Here is an 18125-nt window from a genome sequence, read left to right as displayed (position 1 = left end):
CGTCCCCGCTCTCTCGACCGTTACTTGACGACGGCGGCGGCGAGCTTGGAGAGCGGCTCGGCCAGCGCGTTGACGCCGTCCGAGAGCTCCTTGCGCGCCGGCGGACCGACCTTCTCGTAGGAGGTGAAGACGTAGCTGTTCTTGTCCGCGCGGTACTTGTCGAGCAGGGCGTTCAGCGAGGCGAACTGCTTGTCCAGCTCGGCGACCAGCTTCGGGTCGTTCTTCGTGGCGACCGGCTTGAGCAGGTCGAAGGACTTCTGCGCGCCCTCGACGTTCGCCTTGAAGTCGACGAGGTCGGTGTGGGAGTAGCGCTCCTCCTCGCCGGTGACCTTGCCGGTGGCGACCTCGTCCAGGAGCTCCTTGGCGCCGTTGGCCATCGAGGTCGGGGTGATCTCGGCCTTGCCGACCCGCTTCACCCAGTCCGCGAGGTCCTTGTCCAGGGTGTCCGCGAGCTGCTTCTCGGCGGCGCCGAGCTTCTTGTCCTTCCAGAGCGCCTTCTCCAGGCGGTGCCAGCCGGTCCAGTCCTTCGCCGGGTCCTGGCCCTCCTCCAGGCCGTCCTCGCGGACGTCGACCTTGGGGTCGATGTCACCGAAGGACTCGGCGACGGGCTCGGTGCGCTCCCAGCCGATGCGGGACTCGGCGTAGGCCTTCTTCGCGGCCTCGATGTTCCCGGCGCGGACGGCGTCGGTGAAGACCTTCACCTTGGGGAGGGTCGCGTCGGCCTGCGCCTGGACGTACTGGCGGTAGGCGGCGACGGCGGCGTCCATCTCCGGGGAGCGCTTGGCGCTCGCGGCGCCGGCGCCGGTGAGCTTGACCTGCTGGCGGATGCCGTCGCCGACCATGCCGGGCTTGCAGGCGATCGTGTAGTCGCCGGCCTTGATCTCGGCGGTGATCGTGGCCTTGGTGCCGGGGCCGATGTTCTCGCGCTCGGTGACGATCCGGTCGTCCGGGTGGAGGACGTAGACCTCGGTGACCTTGGAGCCGCGGTTCTCGACGGCGAGCGTCACGTGCCCGGCCGGGAACTCCTTCTTCGACACCTCGCAGGAGTCGTCCTTGGCGATCACGGTGACCGCGCCGTCCGCCCCCTTGGCGTCGCTCTTCTCGGCGCAGCCCGTGACGGCGGTCAGGGCGGCCGCGGTCGCGGCGGCGGTGACGACGGAGAAGCGGACGGCTCGCATGGGGACTCCAGGAAAGCGGGGACATGGGTGAGGCGGACCTAACTTAACCGAGGCTTACCTCAGCCATACCCACCCGTTCCGTGATTCAGCTCTCAGCTCCGCCGGGCCGGACACGGGCGGGTCACAGGCTCTCCATGGGGCTCTCATGGCGGGGTCAAGGACCGGTCAAGGAGGGTGAATTGTCCCTTTCGGGGAGTGGGGGCGACGCCGGACGCCGGTGCGGACCGGGCCGGACCGGTACGACGAGGGGGACCCCGGTCCGCGGGTGCGGGAAGACCTCCACCGGCTGCCGGTAGACCCGGCTCAGCACGTGAGCATCGAACACCTCGGAGGGCGGGCCCGCCGCCTCGATCCGACCGCCGTGCAGCACCGCGACCCGGTCCGCGTGGGCGGCGGCGAGCCCCAGGTCGTGCAGCACGACCACCACCGCGTCCCCGGCCGCCGCGCGCTCCCGGCAGACCCGGAGCACCAGTTCCTGGTGGCGCAGGTCGAGCGCGGCGGTCGGCTCGTCGAGCAGCAGGAGCCCGGTCCGCTGGGCCAGGACCCGGGCCAGCGCGACCCGGGCCCGCTCGCCGCCCGACAGCGCGGAGAACGGCCGCCCGGCGAAGGCCTCGACCTCGGTCGCCGCCATCGCGGCCGCGACCGCCGCCTCGTCCTCGTCCTCCCGCTCGGTGCCCGCCCAGGGCGCCCGGCCCATCCGTACGACCTCGGCGACAGGGAAGGGGAAGGTGAGCGCGGCGGCCTGCGGCAGCACCGCCCGGCGCAGGGCGAGTTCACCGGCCGACCAGTCGCCGGCGGGCCGCCCCCCGATCCGTACCTCCCCGGCGCTCGGGGCGAGATCGGCGGCGAGCGCGGCGAGCAGCGTCGACTTACCGGCGCCGTTGGGCCCCACCAGGGCCAGGACCTCCCCGGCCCGCACCCCGATCCCGACGCCGTCGAGCACCGCCCGGCCGCCGAGCGCGACCCGCAGCCCGACCGCCTTGGCGACGAGCTCGCCGGGCGCGGCGGGGGAGGGGAGCGTCCGGGCGCGCCGGTGCGGGAGCAGCCTGCGGAGGAGAACTGCCGATGTCATGCCCAACCACCTTGCCTGCGACGGGTCCTGCGGAGCAGCCAGAAGAAGAACGGGCTGCCGAGGAGGGCGGTGAGGACGCCCAGGGGGAGTTCGGCCGGGGCCGCGACCGTGCGGGCCGCCAGATCGCCGGCCGCGAGGACGACCGCGCCGCCCAGCGCGCTGCCCGGCACCAGGAAGCGGTGGCCGGGGCCGTTCGCCATCCGCAGCAGGTGCGGGACGAGCAGACCGACGAAGGTGATGATCCCGGCGACCGCCACCGCGGCCGCGGTGAGCAGCGCCACCACCAGGATCAGTGCGACCCGCAGCCGCTCCACGTCCACGCCCAGGTGCCGGGCGGGCCGTTCGCCGAGCGCGAGCAGGTCGAGCCTGCGGGAGTGGAAGGGGGCGACGGCCAGACCGAGGAGCGCGCAGGGCAGCACGGCGAGGACCTTGGGCCAGGTCGCCTGGGCGAGCGAGCCGAGCTGCCAGAAGGTGATCTGGGTGATCTGCGCGTTGTCGGCGAAGAAGAGGAAGAGGCCGATCAGCGCGCCCGCGAAGGCGTTCACCGCGATCCCGGTGAGGATCAGGGTCACCACCTCCGTACGGCCGCCCGAGCGGGACATCGCGTACACGAGCAGCACCGTCGCCAGACCGGCGACGAAGGCGCAGACGGTCACCGTCCAGTTCCCGAGGAAGGTGAGCCCGAGCGCGATGGCGCCGACCGCACCGACGGCCGCGCCCGCCGAGATGCCGATGACCCCCGGCTCGGCCAGCGGGTTGCCGAACACGCCCTGCATGAGGGCGCCCGCGCAGCCGAGCGAGGCGCCGACGAGGACGGCGAGGACGACCCGGGGGAGCCGGATGTTCCACAGGACGCTCTCGGCCGTGCGGTCGAGGGCGTGGCCGCCGAGCCCGATCCGGTGCTGGACGGAGGCGAGGACGTCACCGAGCGGGATCTCGTACGCGCCGATCCCGGCGGAGAGGAGGGAGAGGAGGAGCAGGGCGGCGAGGAGGGAGAGGGTGAGCACGGCGGACCGGCCGCGCCGCGGGGCGGGCGGTTCCGTCGCCGGGGGTTCGGCCGCCGGGGCTTTCGTCGTTGAGGGATCCGTCGCCGGGGGTTCCGGCGTGGTCGGGGCCTCCGGGAGCGCCGTCACTTCCGCTCCCCGTACATCTGGCGGACCAGGGACCTCAGGACCTGGTCGGTGCGCGGGCCGTAGTTGAGGAGGACGCCGTCGTCGACGGAGACGACCCGCCGGTCGGCGCCCGCCGGTGTCTGGGCGACGCCCGGGAGCTTCACCAGGCCGTCGACCCCGCCGACCGAGTCGAGTCCCTTGCGCATGACGAGGATCGCGTCGGGCGCGGCCTGCGCGAGGGCCTCGCTGGTGAGCGGGGTGAAGTCTTTGGTCAGGCCGGACTCCTTGCCCGCGTCGACCGCTCCGGCCGCTTCGAGCAGGGAGCTCGCGCCGGACTCGGCGCCGCCGAGCAGATAGACGGCGGCGGAGCCGCGGACGTAGAGGAAGGCGACCCGGGGCTTCTCCGCGTGGGCCGGGACGTCCTTCCGTACGGCGTCGATCCGCTCCCGGGTGCGTTCCTTGAGCGCGGTCCCCGAGTCGCGTACGCCGAGGGCGGCGGCGACCGCGTCGATGCGGGTGCCGACGTCCGCGAGCTCCTTGGCGGGCTTCACGACGACGAGAGGGATGCCCGCGTCCCGGATCTGGGCGACGGCCTCGGCCGGCCCGGTGGCGGACTCGGCGAGGACGAGGGTGGGCCGCAGCGAGAGCACGCTCTCGGCGGAGACGTCATGGGCGCGGGTCACCACCGGGAGGTCCGCGGCCTGTTCGAAGGTGGCGGTGATGTCGCGGGCGACGACCTTCCCGCCGAGGCCGAGGGTGAAGACGAGCTCGCTGAGGGAGCCGCTGAGCGGGACGATCCGCTCGGTCGAGGTGACGGTGACCGTGCGCCCGTCCGCCGAGGGGACGGTGACGGGCAGTCGGGGCGCGCCCGGGGCGGCGAGCGGCTCGACCCGGTCGGGGGCGGTGGAGGCCTCGGCGGCGGGCGCACCGCCGGTTCCGCTTCCGCCTCCGTCACCGCAGCCGGTCGCCATGAGGGCGAGGGCGAGCACTGCTGTCAGCGCTCCCGCGAGGCGAGTTCTGCGCACCGGACACCGTCCTGTCGTTCGTTCCGTCTGCCGCGTCCGGACCGGAGGGGTTCCGGCCGAAGCGCGATTCAGCTTAGGTTAGCCTTGCCTTACTTGCTAGCCCGCGACGCCCCCTGGAAGGGGTCCCATGCTGCTGTCCAGACCCGCCCGCGCGCTCGCCGTGGGCCTCTTCGCGGCCCTGCTCGCCGCCCTGATCCCGGCCCCGCCCGCCTACGCGGAGAGCCGCACGGTCCAGGGCGGGCGACTCGACTGGGGCATCAGGTCCTCCTTCCAGAGCTACGTCACCGGGCCCATCGCGCAGGGCAGTTGGGGCCTCGCCGGCGGCGCCGCCACGGTCGGCACCGGCCAGTTCCGCTTCCACTCCGCGCAGGGCTCGTACGACCCCGGGACCGGCGCCTTCGAAGCCGCCTTCTCCGGCGGCGTCCGCTTCACGGGCCACCGCAAGGCGGACGGCACGAACGAGCTCGACCTCACCATCAGCCGCCCCCGGGTCGTCGTCCAGGGCGGCCGCGGCACCCTCTACGCCGACATGGCGAGCAAGGCCAAGGGCAGCGGACGCGTGAGCGTCACGGCCCAGGTGCCGCTGGCCACCCTGGCCCTCGGCGGCATCGACATGCGCGGCGGCGGCAGCCCCGTCGCCCTCGGCGGCGTGCCCGCCACGCTCACCGCGCAGGGCGCCACGGCCTTCGCCGGCTACTACCCGGCGGGCACCCAGCTCGACCCCGTCAGCCTCACGGTCGACGTCCGGACCCCGCAGCGGACCGCGCCGACCACCGCGCCGGCCACACCGCCCGCCACCGAACCGACGACGACGCCCCCCACGAGCCCGTCGCCCACGGCGAGTTCCCCCACCGCGCCCGCGAGCACCGGCGCCCTCAGGACCGCCGCTGTCGACTGGGGTGTCCGTCGGACCTTCCGCGAGTACGTCACCGGGGCCATCGCCCAGGGGAAGTGGACCCTCGCCGGCGGCGCCCAGGACGGCGGCGCGCTCTTCCGCTTCCCGGCCGGCAAGGGCACGTACGACGCGCGGAAACAGACCCTCGACGCGGCCTTCGCGGGCAGCGTCCGCTTCACCGGCGCCCATCTCGACCTCACACTCGCCGGGGTCGCCGCGAAGGTGACCGGCGGCAAGGGCACGCTCAGCGCCGACGTCACCAGCGGCGGGACGACCACGAAGGCCGTGCCCCTCGTCACCTTCACCGCCGAGGACTTCGCCCCGAAGAACGGCCTCGCCGCCGTCACCGAGGCCCCCGCCACCCTCACCGAGGGCGGCGCCAAGGCCTTCGGCGGGATGTACAGGGCGGGGACCGCGATGGACCCCGTGTCGCTGGCCGTCACCGTCGACGCGACGGCGAAGCTGCCCGCGCTCCCGGACCTCGGCAGCGAGGCCACACCGTCCGCCGCCCCGGCGAAGGGATCCGGCCCGGCCGCCCCGGCCGCCGCCCCCGCCCCGGCGACCTCCACCGGCATGTACGCCGCGATCGGTGCGGGCGTGCTCCTCGCCGCCGCGCTCGCGGTCCTCGTCGCCGTACGCCGCCGCCGTACCGGCACCCCCGAGGCCTGACCCCCCGCGCCCCTCGGCTTCCCTCCCCCCCCCGCACCACCTAGGAGAACCCCCGACATGGCCACCCCCTTGCGCCGATCCGTCACCCTGGCCGCCGCCGTCGCCACGGCAGCCGCCCTCGGCACGGGTGCCGTCGCCCTGGCCCTGCCCGCCTCGGCGGCCGACGCCCCGCCCCCGATGGCGCTGAGCGACGGCACCCTGGACTGGGGCATCAAGCAGTCCTTCCGTACCTACCTGGCGCAGCCCTTCGCGCACGGGAAGACCACGCTCGAAGGCGGCGCGAAGCAGGCCTCCGGCAACGGCGTGTTCACCTTCGTCGAGGGCACCGGCACCTACGACACGGGCACGCACGCCACCGCCAACTCCTTCAAGGGCGGCGTCCGTTTCGAGGCCCACTCGGGCGCCCTCGACATCCGGATCTCGGACGTCAGGCTGACGACGAAGGGCTCGGCCGCGCCGACCGGCGAGATCCTCGCGGACGTCGTCACCAAGGAGAAGGACGGCACCGTCAGCACCCGCGACGACATCGCCTTCGCGGCGCTCGACATGAGCCGCGTCCGGCCGTCCCAGGGCGCGGGCGGCGCCATGGTGTTCAAGGACATACCGGCGAAGCTGACGAAGGACGGCGCCGCGGCCTTCGGCGGCTTCTACAAGGAGGGCGACGAACTCGACGCGGCCACGCTCACCATGAAGGCGGGCGCCCGGCCGACGACTACTCCGCCGACGACCCCGCCGCCGACCACCGAGCCCCCGACCACCCCGCCCGTCACGCCGCCGACCACGGCTCCGACGTCTCCCGCGCCCACCACCACGGCCCCGACGTCCCCTGCTCCGACCACCACCGCCCCGACGTCCCCGGCCCCCACCACCACGGCCCCGACCTCCCCGGCGCCGACGACCACCGCCCCCACGACGCAGCCGCCGACCGACCCGTCCGGCGTGGTCGACGGCCGGCTCACCTGGGGTGTGAAGCAGAGCTGGCAGCGGTACGTCGGCGAGATGTGCGGCGGCTCCGTCACCGCCTCCGGCGGGGCCGTGAAGCGGGGCTCCGCCTACGACTTCGGCTTCGTCAAGGCCGACCTCGACGCCGACGCCCGCAAGGCCGAGGCCGCCTTCTCCGGCAGGCTCGCCTTCGTCTGCGCCGCGCACGGCATCGACTGGACCGTCACCGACCTGAAGGTCGAGGCGACCGGCACCACCGGCACCCTGACCGCCGACGTCACCAGTGCGGTGGGCAAGCGGGACGACGTGGCCCTGGTCGACCTGGACCTGTCCAAGGCCGACTGGACCGTGGACAAGGGGCTCGTCACCCTCGCCGACATCCCGGCGAAGCTGACGGCGGCCGGCTCCGCGACGTTCTCGGCCCCGGGCGGCCAGGGCGGCTACCCCGCGGGCACCGCCATGGACCCGGTGACCGTGACCCTCGCGGCCGACAAGGGCGCCTCGCTGCCCTCGACCTCCGGCGGCTCCTCCACGACGGGCGGCTCCGGCACCACGGGCGGCTCGGGTTCGGCCGGCGGCTCGTCCACCACGGGCGGTGCGGGAACCGTCGGCGGCGCGGGCACGGCCGGGGGCGCGGGCACCGTCGGCGGCTCCGGTTCGGTCGGCGGCTCCGGCGCCCTCGCCGCCACCGGCTCGGGCACCCCGACCGGCCTCCTCCTCGCCGCCTCCGGCCTGATCGCCGGCGCGGGCGCGGCCGTCGTCATCACCGTCCGCCGCCGCACCACGGAGTCCTGAGCGACCCCCCTCCACCGCCACCCCCCTCAACAGGCAGGGCCGCACCCGATTCCCGGGTGCGGCCCTGCCCGCTGGGGCCGAGTGGTTGAATTCCGCCATGAACACGACCGCCACCACCGACATCGACGTCCTCCGGGTCTTCTGTGCGGGCGACGGCCGCCAGGGCAACGCCCTCGGAGTCGTACGGGATCCCCGCTACTACCCCGACGAGGCCTCCCGGCAGGCCCTCGCCAAGGAACTGGGCTTCAGCGAGACGGTGTTCGTGGACGACCCGGAGCGCGGGATCGTCGACATCTACACCCCCGGGACGCGGCTGCCGTTCGCCGGATACCCCCTCGTCGGCGCCGCCTGGCTGCTCGACCTGGAGGTCATCGTCCCGCCGGCGGGCGAGGTGTGGGTGCGCGGGGACGGGGAGTTCACCTGGATCGAGGCGCGCGCCGAGTGGGCGCCGCCGCGGACCCTGCGGCAGTACGGCTCCGCCGCCGAGGTGGACGCGCTGGAGGTGCCCGAGCCCGGTGAGTGGATCTACGCCTGGGCCTGGCAGGAGGAGGCCGCGGGCCGGGTCAGGGCGCGGGGCTTCCCGGGGCGCGGTGACGGCATCGACGAGGACGAGGCGACCGGCGCGGCGGCGCTGCTCCTGACGGCGGAGCTGGGACGCGCCCTGAACATCACTCAGGGCCGGGGGTCGCAGCTGCTCACCGCCCCCGGCCCTGACGGCATCGTGGAGTTGGGCGGACGAGTCCGCCTGGAGAGGACCTTCATGCTCTGAGCGCGCGTCCCGGACGCTCACGCTCCGAGCGCGGGGCCCGAGCGCACGGGCCCCGGGCGCGGGGTCCGGACGCTCACGCGCTCAGCGGGAACTCGCCCCCCAGCTGGTGGAAGACCGCGCTGTTGAAGTCGAAGGCGCGCTTGCACTCGTCGACGATCCGCTGCTTCTCCAGGTCGTCGGCGTTCACCCCGTCGAGCAGCTCCCGGTAGGTCCGCTTGAACGCGGCCGGGTTGCCGATCTCCTCGAAGACGTAGAAGCGCACGCCGTCGCCCTTGCGCGCGAAGCCCCAGGTCCGCTCCGCCTTGTCGCGGATGATCTGGCCGCCCGACAGGTCGCCCAGGTAGCGCGTGTAGTGGTGGGCCACGTAACCGGCGGGCCAGTCACGGGCGCACTCCGCGACCCGCTCGGCGTACGCGACGGTGGCGGGCAGCGGGGAGACCCCGGCACGCCAGTCGGGGCCCCGCAGATGGGCGAGGTCCTGCTCCAGGGCGGCCGTGCGGAACAGCTCGGCCTGTATGAACGGCCCGGCGACCGGGTCCTCGCGCAGCGCCTCCGCACCCTCCTCCAGGGCGCGGTACACGAACCACAGCTGCTCCGTGTAGCGGGCGTAGGCGTCGACGGCCAGGCGTCCGCCCAGGAGGTCGCCCATGAAGGACGAGGTCTCCGCCTCCGTGTGCTGCTCGTGCGAGGCCGTACGGATGAGCGTGGAGAAGGGCGTGTCCAAGGCGTGCCTCCGGGACCGATGGGACGGGAACCAGTGCAGATACTGCCAACTTAGGCTTACCTAAGTCAACTGGTTCCCGACGTCCTGTCGGTAAAGACGTACCCGTTCGAGGGCTCAGGGCAACGTCAGGATCTCGGCCCCGTTCTCGGTCACGACGAGCGTGTGCTCGAACTGCGCGGTCCGCTTCCGGTCCTTGGTCACCACGGTCCAGCCGTCGTCCCACATGTCGTAGTCGTGGGTGCCCAGCGTCAGCATCGGCTCGATCGTGAAGGTCATGCCGGTCTTGATCTCGGTGGTGTGGTGGGGGGAGTCGTAGTGCGGGACGATCAGGCCGGAGTGGAACGACGAGTTGATGCCGTGCCCGGTGAAGTCGCGCACGACCCCGTAACCGAAGCGCTTGGCGTACGACTCGATGACCCGCCCGATGATGTTGATCTGACGGCCCGGCCGGACGGCCTTGATGGCCCGGTTCAGGGACTCCCGGGTCCGCTCGACGAGCAGTCGCGACTCCTCGTCGACGTCGCCGCAGAGGTAGGTGGCGTTGTTGTCGCCGTGGACGCCGTTGATGTACGCCGTGACGTCCAGGTTCACGATGTCGCCGTCCCGCAGCACCGTGGAGTCCGGGATGCCGTGGCAGATGACCTCGTTGATCGAGGCGCACAGCGACTTCGGGAACCCGCGGTAGCCGAGGGTCGAGGGGTAGGCGCCGTGGTCGCACATGTACTCGTGGGCGACCCGGTCGAGCTCGTCGGTGGTGACACCCGGAGCGATGTGCTTGGCGGCCTCCTCCATCGCCTGTGCGGCGATGCGGCCGGCGATCCGCATCCGCTCGATGGTGTCGGAATCCTGCACCTCGGGCCCGCTGTACGGGGCCGGGGCGGGCTTCCCGACGTACTCGGGGCGGCGGATGGAGCCCGGGACGGAGCGGTGGGGGGAGAGCTCCCCCGGAACGAGAAGCGACTGGCCAGACATGTCAGCGAGTCTAACGACCGCGTCTGGGGCAGCATGGTCTCGGAGGAAGGAGCCGACGACGATGGCCCTGTTCAAGAAGCGCACGGCGGGCAAACCGGGCGAGTGGTACTACTGCCTGGAGCACAAGAAGGTCGAGGAGGGTCCGGAGTGTCCGGCGAAGAACCGATTCGGCCCGTACACCAGCCGTGAGGAGGCCTCCCACGCCATGGAGACCGCCCGCGAGCGGAACCTGGAGTGGGAGACGGACCCGCGCTGGCACGAGGGCAAGAGCCCGGACCAGAACCCCGAGGCGTGACCCCAGGGGGTGGCCGGGACCGGTTCAGACGGTGCCGGCCGACCCCTGGGACGCCCGGGCGACGGCCTCCTCCCGGGTGAGGGCCTCCTGCTGGGCCTTGCGGCGCAGCGAGTCCTCGTCCGTCTCGGAGTCGTACGTGAGCAGCTTCGGCAGCGCCAGGCAGAGCAGCCCCACCGAGGCGACACAGGCCACACCGCCCGACCAGACGGCCGCCCTGGTGCCGGTCCACCCGGCCATCACACCCGCCCGGACCTGGCCCAGCTGCGGGCCGACGCTGTAGGAGAGCACCTCGATGCCGGCGAGCCGCCCGCGCAGCTCCTCCGGGATCGTCTGGTTCCAGATCGTGGACCGGCCGAGACCGCTCAGCATGTCGCCGGCGCCCGCGAAGGCCAGGCAGAGCAGGACCAGCCAGATGTTCCCGAACCAGCCGGCCGCCGCGATGGCCAGACCCCAGCCGGCCGCGCCCCCGACCACGAGCAGCCCGTGCCGCCGGACCTTCGACGTCCAGCCGCTGGTCAGCCCGAGCACGAGCGAGCCGACCGAGCCGGCCGCGTACATCAGGCCGAGCGACCAGTCGGCGTCCAGCTCGTCCGCGAGGAACGGGAAGATCGTGTTCGGGAAGGCGAAGAACATCGCCGCGAGGTCGATCGCGTACGTGCCGAGCAGCACCGGCCGCGACCAGGCGTACCGCGCGCCCTCCGCGATGCCCCGCAGCGAGGGCTTCTCCGCGTCGTGCGCGGGCGGCGCGGGGGAGAGACGGCGGCACATCAGCACCGATGCCGCGAAGCCGACGATCGTCACCGCATAGGCCGGGGCGTGACCCGCGAACGCGACGACGAGTCCCGCGACCGAGGGGCCCGCGATCGAGCCGATCTGCCAGCGCAGCGAGTTGAGGGCCGCGGCGGCGGTCTGGTGCTCGTGCGGCACGATCCGGGCGAGCAGCGAGTCGAGCGCGGGACGCTGGAGCCCCGCGAGGGCGGAGACACCGGCCGCGACCACGTACAGCGGCCACAGCATCGGCTCCGGCAGCAGGGCGTTGAGCAGCAGGAGCAGGGCGAGCACGCCGAGCCCCGCCTCCGTCCCCACGATCACCTTCCGCCGGTCCACGGCGTCGGCGAGCGCGCCGCCGTACAGCCCGAAGACGACCAGCGGCACCAGCTCGACCGCGCCCATCGCCCCGACCGCGAGCGGCGAGTTGGTCAGCTCCTTGATCTGGAGCGGCAGGGCGATCATCGCCATCGCGCTGGCGAAGTAGGTCACGAGCCCCTGGCTCCACAGGAGCCGGAAGTCACGGGACGTACGCCAGGGCGCCAGATCGGGCAGCAGGGCGGAGATCTTGGCGGCGAGCGTGGAAGTGCGGGAAGAGGCGGAGGACACGAGGGGCCATGTTCCGGCCGAAGGACGCCCGGGGCAACCGAATAAGCCGGTCAGCGGGCCGCACAAGCCGGTCGGCGGGCCGTGCAGGCCGGTCGGCGGGGAGCGGAGAGTAGGGAGCCGGGGGCGGGCCGCCGGGACCCGCGCCTACCAGCGGGCCGGCGGCGGCGCCGTCAGGCGGTCGGCGAGGTCGGAGAGCCGGTCCCGGAAGCGGCGGCTCCCGCGCGGGGACGGCAGGCTGTTCTCGCCGGCCGCCGCGCTCACCAGGTGCTGCACCGTGTCCAGGTCGACCTCCGCCCCCTCCGCCACCGTGAGCGTCTCGTGGGCGAGCCCCCGCACCTCCGCGTCGCCGCCGTCGAGCGACAGCACCGTCGCCCCGGCCCGCCGGGCGTCGTGGACCCGCTGGAGCAGCCCCGCGTCCAGGCGCTCCGGCACCACCATCAGCAGCGTCGTCCCGCGCCCCGCCGCCGTCAGACGGCCGAGCCCGACCGCCAGATGCGCCGGATCGTCGGGCCGCGCCCGGTGCCGTACGAGCGTGGGCGCCAGCTCAGGGAGCCCCGACCAGGCCGCCTCGTCGACGAGGTGCGCCGCCAGGTGCCAGGGCTCGTACTCCTCCGTGCCGACGAGCAGCAGCCCGCCCCGGTGCGGCACGACCGAGGACCGGAGCGCCCCCGCGAAACGGCGGGCCGCCCCCGGCCACTCCGTCCCGGCGAGCACTTCCCGCAGCAACGCGACCCGTACGGCATCCATGGGGTGGCATCCTGCCCCAGCGGCGCCCCGCGTGTGGCCGGTTGTGGTCGGTTCCACCCGCACGGGACGGACCCCGGCGGCCCGACCGGTCGGTAATGTCGGGGCCATGACTTCCTCGACTGCCTCCACCGACTCCACCGCCGCCCCCAAGGCCGCCCCCAAGGACCCGTGGGACCTCCCCGACGTCTCCGGGCTCGTCGTCGGCGTCCTCGGCGGCACCGGCGAGCAGGGCCGCGGCCTCGCCTACCGGCTCGCCAAGGCCGGACAGAAGGTGATCCTCGGCTCCCGGGCCGCCGACCGCGCGCAGGCCGTCGCCGAGGAACTCGGCCACGGCGTCGAGGGCGCCGACAACGCCGAGTGCGCCCGCCGCAGCGACATCGTGATCATCGCGGTGCCGTGGGACGGGCACGCCAAGACCCTGGAGTCCCTGCGCGAGGAGCTCACGGGCAAGCTCGTCGTGGACTGCGTCAACCCGCTCGGCTTCGACAAGAAGGGCGCCTACGCCCTGAAGCCCGAGGAGGGCTCCGCCGCCGAGCAGGCCGCCGCGCTCCTCCCGGACTCCCGGGTGGCGGCCGCCTTCCACCACCTCTCCGCCGTGCTCCTCCAGGACACGTCCATCGAGGAGATCGACACGGACGTGATGGTCCTCGGCGAGGAGCGCGCCGACGTCGAGCTCGTCCAGGCCCTCGCCGGCCGCATCCCGGGCATGCGAGGGGTCTTCGCCGGCCGCCTGCGCAACGCCCACCAGGTCGAGTCGCTCGTCGCGAACCTGATCTCGGTCAACCGCCGCTACAAGGCCCACGCGGGACTCCGGGTCACCGACGTCTGAGCCCGGGCCACCGCCCCTAGGGAAGGACGGGTGGCGGGCATGGGGGACACTGGACGGGCACCAGCAGCCGTACCCGGACAGGAGCCGTCCCCCATGCCCCGCCTCGCCCTCTACGCCCTCGTGGTCTGCGCCCTGGCCGTCGCCGCGGCCGTCGTCTCCTTCGTCCAGGGCAGCTTCCTGGGCGTGATCTGGGTCCTCCTGGCGGGCCTCTCCTCCAACATGGCGTGGTACTACATCCGCCGCGCGAAGATCGAGAAGCAGGCCGCCGCGCAGGAGGCCTAGGCCCTAGGCCCTGTCCGGCGGATCAGGGTCGGACAGGACCTAGACCTGGCAGAACTCCGGCGTCTCCTGCCAGAACCGGAACAGCTGCGAACCGCAGTACCGGCTCTCCTCCGCCACCCCGAGGGCCCGCATCAGCGCGTCGATCGCGTCGAAGAAGGCGCCGTTGACCGCCGGCACGAACAGCAGCGCGATCACGATGAAGAAGCCGTACGGCGCGTACGGCTCGATCTGCCGCTTCAGCTTGTACGACAGCCAGGGCTCCACGATCCCGTAACCGTCGAGGCCCGGCACCGGCAGCAGGTTCAGGAGCGCGGCCGTGACCTGGAGGAACGCCAGGAACGCCAGCGCGTACCGGAAGGTCACGGGCACGCCGTCCAGCGCGTCCAGCCAGAACGGCGCCGTGCAGACCAGCGCGAACAGGACGTTCGCCAGCGGGCCCGCCGCCGAGATCAGGCTGTGCTTCCAGCGCCCCTTGATCCGGCCCTGCTCGATGAAGACCGCCCCGCCCGGCAGACCGATCCCGCCCATGATCACGAACAGCACCGGCAGGATGATGCTCAGCCAGGCGTGCGTGTACGCCAGCGGGTTCAGGGTCAGATAGCCCTTGGCCCCGACCGTGATGTCCCCGCCGTGCAGGGCGGTGCGGGCGTGCGCGTACTCGTGGAGGCAGAGCGACACCACCCACGCCGAGGTCACGAAGAGGAACACCGCCAGACCCGGCGAGGCGGCGAAGTCCGTCCACACCGCCCAGCCGGTGACGGCCATGACGGCGAGGATCGCCAGGAAGACGGGACTGATCCGCCGTTCGTGACGCCGAGTGGTGGCCGTGCTCATCGCGGGGACTCCCGGGTGCCGGAGGGCTGCTGTGCGGGAAACGTACCGGGTCCCGGCCTGGTTCCGGACCCGGATGCCGGGGCCGGATGCCGGGGCCGGCGTGCGGTCCGGGCGCCCCGGCCCGCTTCCGCCCCTCGGGCCGGGCGCCCGGGCCGTTCCCGCCCCGCGTGCCCTGGTACCGGGGACGGGAGGCTCCTCACGGAGAATGGGCGGGTGCGTTACTCCCTGCTCGGCCCGACCCTCGCCCGTACGCCCGACGGCGCCGACGTGACCGTCGGCGGTCCGCGCGTGCGCGCGCTGCTGACCGTCCTCGCCCTGCGGGCCGGGCGCACCGTGCCCGTGCCGGACCTCGTCGACGAGGTCTGGTACGGCGACGAGCCGCCCGCCGACGCCGTCGCCGCACTCCAGGCCCTCGTCGGACGGCTGCGCCGGGCCCTCGGCCGTACCGCGGTGATCTCGGCCGACGGCGGCTACCGGCTCGACGCCCGGCCCGAGGACATCGACGCCCACCGCTTCGAACGGCTCGCCGCCGAGGGAGTGGCCGCGCTCTCCGACGGGGACGCCGTACGGTCCGCCGCGCTCCTCGACGAGGCCCTCGGCCTCTGGCGCGGGCCCGCCCTCGCCGACCTGCCGGACCGGGAGGCGGAGGCCACCCGCTGGGAGGCCCGCCGCCTCGACGCCCGCCGGGCCCGGCTCGGCGCCGCCCTGGCCCTGGGCGAGGCGGCCGCCGCCTTGCCCGAACTGACCGCCCTCAGCGCCGCCCACCCGCTCGACGAGCCCCTCCAGGCCCTCCGCATCCGGGCCCTGCGGGACACCGGCCGCGCGGCCGAGGCGCTCGCCGCGTACGAGTCGGTCCGCCGCGCCCTCGCCAACCGCCTCGGCACCGACCCCTCCCCGGCACTGCGCGCCCTCCACGCCGAACTGCTCGCCCCGGCACCGCCCGCGCGGACGGCCGAGACCGAGCCGCCCGTGCGCGGCAACCTCCGGGCCCGGCTCACCAGCTTCGTCGGCCGGGACGAGGACATCGCCGCCCTCCAGGGGTCCCTGAGGACGGCCCGGCTCGTCACCCTGCTCGGGCCCGGCGGCGCCGGGAAGACCCGGCTCTCGCAGGAGGCCGCCGAGCGTGGGGCCGAGGCCTGGCCCGACGGCGTGTGGGTGGCCGAGCTCGCCGCCGTCACCGACCCGGAGGCCGTCCCCGAGGCCGTGCTCGCGGCCGTCGGCGCCCGGGAGACCGTGCTGCGCGGCGCGGGAGCCGAGGAGCTGCGCGGCGGGGGCGACCCGCTCGGCCGGCTCGTCGAGCACTGCGCGGGGCGGCGGATGCTGCTCCTCCTCGACAACTGCGAGCACCTCGTCGCGGCCGCCGCCGAGCTGGCCGAGACCCTCCTCGCCCGCTGCCCCGGACTGCGGGTCCTGACGACGAGCCGGGAGCCGCTGGGCGTGCCGGGGGAGGAGCTGCGTCCGCTGGGGCCGCTGCCGGCGGGGATGGCGTTGCGGCTGCTGGGCGAGCGGGGCGCGGCGGCCCGCCCCGGGTTCGGGACGGAGGAGGACCCGGAGGCCGCGGCCGAGATCGTCCGCCGCCTGGACGGGCTGCCGCTGGCGATCGAGCTGGCCGCGGCCCGGCTGCGGATGCTGACTTTGGGCCAGATCGCGGACCGCCTCGACGACCGCTTCCGGCTGCTGACCTCGGGCGCCCGGACCGTACTGCCCCGCCAGCAGACCCTGCGCGCCGTCGTCGACTGGTCCTGGGACCTCCTCGACGAGCCCGAACGGGCCGTCCTGCGCCGCCTGTCGGTCTTCACCGGCGGCAACGACCTGGAGGCGGCGGAGGCGGTGTGCGCCGGACCCGGACCGGCCGGAGCCGGACCCGGACCGGCTGAAGCCGGGCCGCCCGCCGTCCTCGCCGCCCCCGTCGTCCTCGACGCCTCCGCCGTCCTCGACGTGCTCGGCTCCCTCGTCGACAAGTCCCTCGTCGTCTCCGCCCCCGGCGACACCGGCATGCGCTACCGCCTCCTGGAGACGGTCGCCGAGTACGCGGGGGAGCGCCTCGACGAGGCCGGCGAGCGGGTCGCGACCGAGCGGCGCCACCTCACGTACTACCGGGAGCTCGCCCGCCGTACCGACCCCGACCTCCGCGGCTCCGGACAGGTCGCCGCCATCGCCCGGTTCGGGACCGAGTACGGCAACTTCCGCACCGCCCTGCGCCGGGCCGTCGCCGCCCGCGACGAGGACGAGGCGCTCGTCCTCGTCCACTCCCTGCTCTGGTACTGGCAGATGCGCGACCTGCGCACCGACGCCCTGCACTGGGCCCGGGCCGCCGCCGAGCTCGGGCCCGACCCGTTCACGCCGCCCGCCGCCCCCGTCGTCCCCCTGCACGAGCCGTGCACGGCCACGCCGCCGCCGCTCTCCGAGGAGCAGCGCTGGGAGGCCCGGCGCGGGGTGCGGCTGGTCGAGCTGCTCAACATGGACCACGAGACCGGACGCTGGACCAGCTCCGGGGGCGTGCACAGGCTCCGCGAGATGACCGCGGTCTACGAGCCCGGGCTGCCGCAGACCTGTCGGCTGCCCGGCTCCTTCGCCGTCTTCGCGGTCCTCATCATGGGAGAGGCCGGCCGGCTCCGCGAGATCCTCGACACGACCGTGGCGGCCTGCCGCCGCCACGGCTACGACTGGGAGCTCGCCAACGCCCTCCAGATGCGCGCCAACATGTTCGCCAACCGGGCCGACCGGGCCGACGAGGCGATCGGCAACGCCGACGAGAGCCTGGAGATCTTCGCCCGTCTCGACGATGCCTGGGGCGCGGCGGAGGCGCTCTCCGCGCGGGCCGAGGCCCGCGAGCGGCAGCTCGATTTCGAGGGCGCGGCCGAGGACTTCGCCGCCGCCATCGGCTACGCGGAACGGATCGGCGCCCAGTCGCAGATGGCGCTGTTGCGGGCCCGGTACGCCGGGACGCTCGTCGAGACGGGGCGGCTCGACGAGGGCGAGGCGATCCTGCGCGAGATCGTGGGCGGCGGCCACGGCTGGGGCCACGAACCCCTGCTCGGCGGACGCATCTTCCTCGCCCTGGCGCTCGGCCGCAGCGGTCGCACCGCCGAGGCCCGCGAGCACCTGCACGCGCTGCGGGGGGAGTTCGGCTCCGAGACCCTCTCCATCTTCGAGGGCTTCACGCTCGGCAGCCTGGGCTGGCTGGACGTCCTCGACGGACGGTACGCCTGCGCGCTCGCCCTCGCCGTGGAGGCGTACGAGCGCTCCCTGGGCGCGCTGTCGATGATGGTCGCGCCACAGATGCCGGCGGTGCACGTGGTCGTCGCGGCCTGGGCGCTCGCCGGACTCGGCGGCCCCTCCGCGCGGCTCGCGGCGACGCTCCTCGGGGCCCGGGAGAGCATCCTCCCGCCCGGCCACCTGCCGCCGCCGCTGGAGCAGGAGAACCTGGCCGCGGCCACGGAGCTGGCCCGGTCCGTCCTCGGCGAGGCCGAGTTCGCCGCGGCGCACGCCGAAGGCGACGGTCTCTCCCTGGAAGAGACCGCCGCCCTGCTCGGCAGCGCCGCCGACGCGATCAGTGAGCGCGCCGAGTCCTGACCCCCGTGTTCCCCCGTGTCCCCCGTGCCGGA

The 18125-nt window shown here is 74.2% G+C and carries 16 protein-coding genes; 7 read left to right on the top strand and 9 right to left on the bottom strand.

Translation table 11 applies throughout. The features are described 5' to 3' along the window. Positions 1-20: 20 nt before the first annotated feature. The 4 genes from efeO to SGA01_RS33480 form a co-directional block, all read right to left on the bottom strand. A complete protein-coding gene (efeO, locus tag SGA01_RS33495; protein ID WP_141301392.1) occupies positions 21-1178 on the bottom strand; it encodes an iron uptake system protein EfeO in 1158 nt (385 codons plus the stop codon). 154 nt (positions 1179-1332) lie between these two features. Next, positions 1333-2250 carry a heme ABC transporter ATP-binding protein gene (locus SGA01_RS33490; protein WP_141301390.1) on the bottom strand — a complete coding sequence of 306 codons (918 nt, stop codon included), beginning with the start codon at positions 2248-2250 and terminating at the stop codon, positions 1333-1335. Further along, on the bottom strand, positions 2247-3383 hold the full coding sequence (locus tag SGA01_RS33485; protein WP_229917795.1) for a FecCD family ABC transporter permease: 1137 nt from the start codon (positions 3381-3383) through the stop codon (positions 2247-2249). The genes SGA01_RS33490 and SGA01_RS33485 overlap by 4 nt, the downstream gene beginning before the upstream one ends. Beyond that, positions 3380-4333, bottom strand: coding sequence for a heme/hemin ABC transporter substrate-binding protein (locus SGA01_RS33480; RefSeq protein WP_141301423.1), 954 nt, complete (start codon positions 4331-4333; stop codon positions 3380-3382). The genes SGA01_RS33485 and SGA01_RS33480 overlap by 4 nt, the downstream gene beginning before the upstream one ends. A gap of 181 nt (positions 4334-4514) precedes the next feature. Here SGA01_RS33480 and SGA01_RS33475 point away from each other — a divergent pair, with 181 nt between their 5' ends. From SGA01_RS33475 to SGA01_RS33465, 3 genes are all read left to right on the top strand, one after another. Next, a complete protein-coding gene (locus SGA01_RS33475; RefSeq protein ID WP_141301388.1) occupies positions 4515-5951 on the top strand; it encodes an HtaA domain-containing protein in 1437 nt (478 codons plus the stop codon). Between the two features lie 57 nt (positions 5952-6008). After that, positions 6009-7688, top strand: coding sequence for an HtaA domain-containing protein (locus tag SGA01_RS33470; protein ID WP_141301386.1), 1680 nt, complete (start codon positions 6009-6011; stop codon positions 7686-7688). A 97-nt stretch (positions 7689-7785) separates the two neighbouring features. Continuing rightward, positions 7786-8457: a PhzF family phenazine biosynthesis protein gene (locus SGA01_RS33465; RefSeq protein ID WP_141301384.1), complete on the top strand. Its 672-nt coding sequence runs from the start codon at positions 7786-7788 to the stop codon at positions 8455-8457. A 73-nt stretch (positions 8458-8530) separates the two neighbouring features. On the opposite strand, the gene SGA01_RS33460 is transcribed toward SGA01_RS33465, so the two are convergent. Together SGA01_RS33460 and map are read right to left on the bottom strand one after the other, a co-directional pair. Continuing rightward, on the bottom strand, positions 8531-9181 hold the full coding sequence (locus tag SGA01_RS33460; RefSeq protein ID WP_055643906.1) for a biliverdin-producing heme oxygenase: 651 nt from the start codon (positions 9179-9181) through the stop codon (positions 8531-8533). Between the two features lie 114 nt (positions 9182-9295). Then, complete coding sequence (map, locus tag SGA01_RS33455; RefSeq protein ID WP_055643907.1) at positions 9296-10153, bottom strand: type I methionyl aminopeptidase; 858 nt, start codon at positions 10151-10153, stop codon at positions 9296-9298. Between the two features lie 61 nt (positions 10154-10214). Between map and SGA01_RS33450 the strand changes: the two genes are divergently transcribed. Continuing rightward, positions 10215-10448 (top strand): hypothetical protein, encoded by a 234-nt coding sequence (locus SGA01_RS33450; RefSeq protein ID WP_141301382.1) that lies wholly within the window; start codon positions 10215-10217, stop codon positions 10446-10448. A gap of 24 nt (positions 10449-10472) precedes the next feature. Here SGA01_RS33450 and SGA01_RS33445 read toward each other — a convergent pair whose 3' ends face one another. Both SGA01_RS33445 and SGA01_RS33440 read right to left on the bottom strand, forming a co-directional pair. After that, complete coding sequence (locus tag SGA01_RS33445; protein WP_141301380.1) at positions 10473-11825, bottom strand: MFS transporter; 1353 nt, start codon at positions 11823-11825, stop codon at positions 10473-10475. Between the two features lie 144 nt (positions 11826-11969). Further along, the gene (locus tag SGA01_RS33440; RefSeq protein WP_141301378.1) at positions 11970-12572 is read right to left on the bottom strand and encodes a hypothetical protein; all 603 of its coding nucleotides are present in this window, start codon (positions 12570-12572) and stop codon (positions 11970-11972) included. Between the two features lie 106 nt (positions 12573-12678). On the opposite strand from SGA01_RS33440, the gene npdG reads away from it, so the two are divergent. Next, the gene (gene npdG, locus SGA01_RS33435) at positions 12679-13401 is read left to right on the top strand and encodes an NADPH-dependent F420 reductase (protein WP_141301376.1); all 723 of its coding nucleotides are present in this window, start codon (positions 12679-12681) and stop codon (positions 13399-13401) included. Between the two features lie 39 nt (positions 13402-13440). After that, positions 13441-13683: a hypothetical protein gene (locus SGA01_RS33430; RefSeq protein ID WP_174867596.1), complete on the top strand. Its 243-nt coding sequence runs from the start codon at positions 13441-13443 to the stop codon at positions 13681-13683. A 39-nt stretch (positions 13684-13722) separates the two neighbouring features. On the opposite strand, the gene SGA01_RS33425 is transcribed toward SGA01_RS33430, so the two are convergent. Next, entirely contained in the window at positions 13723-14517 is a 795-nt protein-coding gene (locus tag SGA01_RS33425; protein ID WP_141301372.1) for a site-2 protease family protein, read from the bottom strand. A 213-nt stretch (positions 14518-14730) separates the two neighbouring features. On the opposite strand from SGA01_RS33425, the gene SGA01_RS33420 reads away from it, so the two are divergent. Then, the gene (locus tag SGA01_RS33420) at positions 14731-18093 is read left to right on the top strand and encodes an AfsR/SARP family transcriptional regulator (protein ID WP_141301370.1); all 3363 of its coding nucleotides are present in this window, start codon (positions 14731-14733) and stop codon (positions 18091-18093) included. Positions 18094-18125: the final 32 nt, after the last annotated feature.

The sequence above is a fragment of the Streptomyces gardneri genome (assembly GCF_006539185.1).
Lineage (GTDB): Bacteria > Actinomycetota > Actinomycetes > Streptomycetales > Streptomycetaceae > Streptomyces > Streptomyces gardneri.
This window is presented reverse-complemented; position numbering and strand designations above follow the sequence as displayed.

Bases quoted from the DNA above. Each gene is read 5' to 3' on its own strand.
- efeO (WP_141301392.1), bottom strand. From the start codon at position 1,178: ATGCGAGCCGTCCGCTTCTCCGTCGTCACCGCCGCCGCGACCGCGGCC.
- SGA01_RS33490 (WP_141301390.1), bottom strand. From the start codon at position 2,250: ATGACATCGGCAGTTCTCCTCCGCAGGCTGCTCCCGCACCGGCGCGCC.
- SGA01_RS33480 (WP_141301423.1), bottom strand. From the start codon at position 4,333: ATGGCGACCGGCTGCGGTGACGGAGGCGGAAGCGGAACCGGCGGTGCG.
- SGA01_RS33475 (WP_141301388.1), top strand. From the start codon at position 4,515: ATGCTGCTGTCCAGACCCGCCCGCGCGCTCGCCGTGGGCCTCTTCGCG.
- SGA01_RS33470 (WP_141301386.1), top strand. From the start codon at position 6,009: ATGGCCACCCCCTTGCGCCGATCCGTCACCCTGGCCGCCGCCGTCGCC.
- SGA01_RS33465 (WP_141301384.1), top strand. From the start codon at position 7,786: ATGAACACGACCGCCACCACCGACATCGACGTCCTCCGGGTCTTCTGT.
- map (WP_055643907.1), bottom strand. From the start codon at position 10,153: ATGTCTGGCCAGTCGCTTCTCGTTCCGGGGGAGCTCTCCCCCCACCGC.
- SGA01_RS33450 (WP_141301382.1), top strand. From the start codon at position 10,215: ATGGCCCTGTTCAAGAAGCGCACGGCGGGCAAACCGGGCGAGTGGTAC.
- SGA01_RS33440 (WP_141301378.1), bottom strand. From the start codon at position 12,572: ATGGATGCCGTACGGGTCGCGTTGCTGCGGGAAGTGCTCGCCGGGACG.
- npdG (WP_141301376.1), top strand. From the start codon at position 12,679: ATGACTTCCTCGACTGCCTCCACCGACTCCACCGCCGCCCCCAAGGCC.
- SGA01_RS33430 (WP_174867596.1), top strand. From the start codon at position 13,441: ATGGGGGACACTGGACGGGCACCAGCAGCCGTACCCGGACAGGAGCCG.
- SGA01_RS33425 (WP_141301372.1), bottom strand. From the start codon at position 14,517: ATGAGCACGGCCACCACTCGGCGTCACGAACGGCGGATCAGTCCCGTC.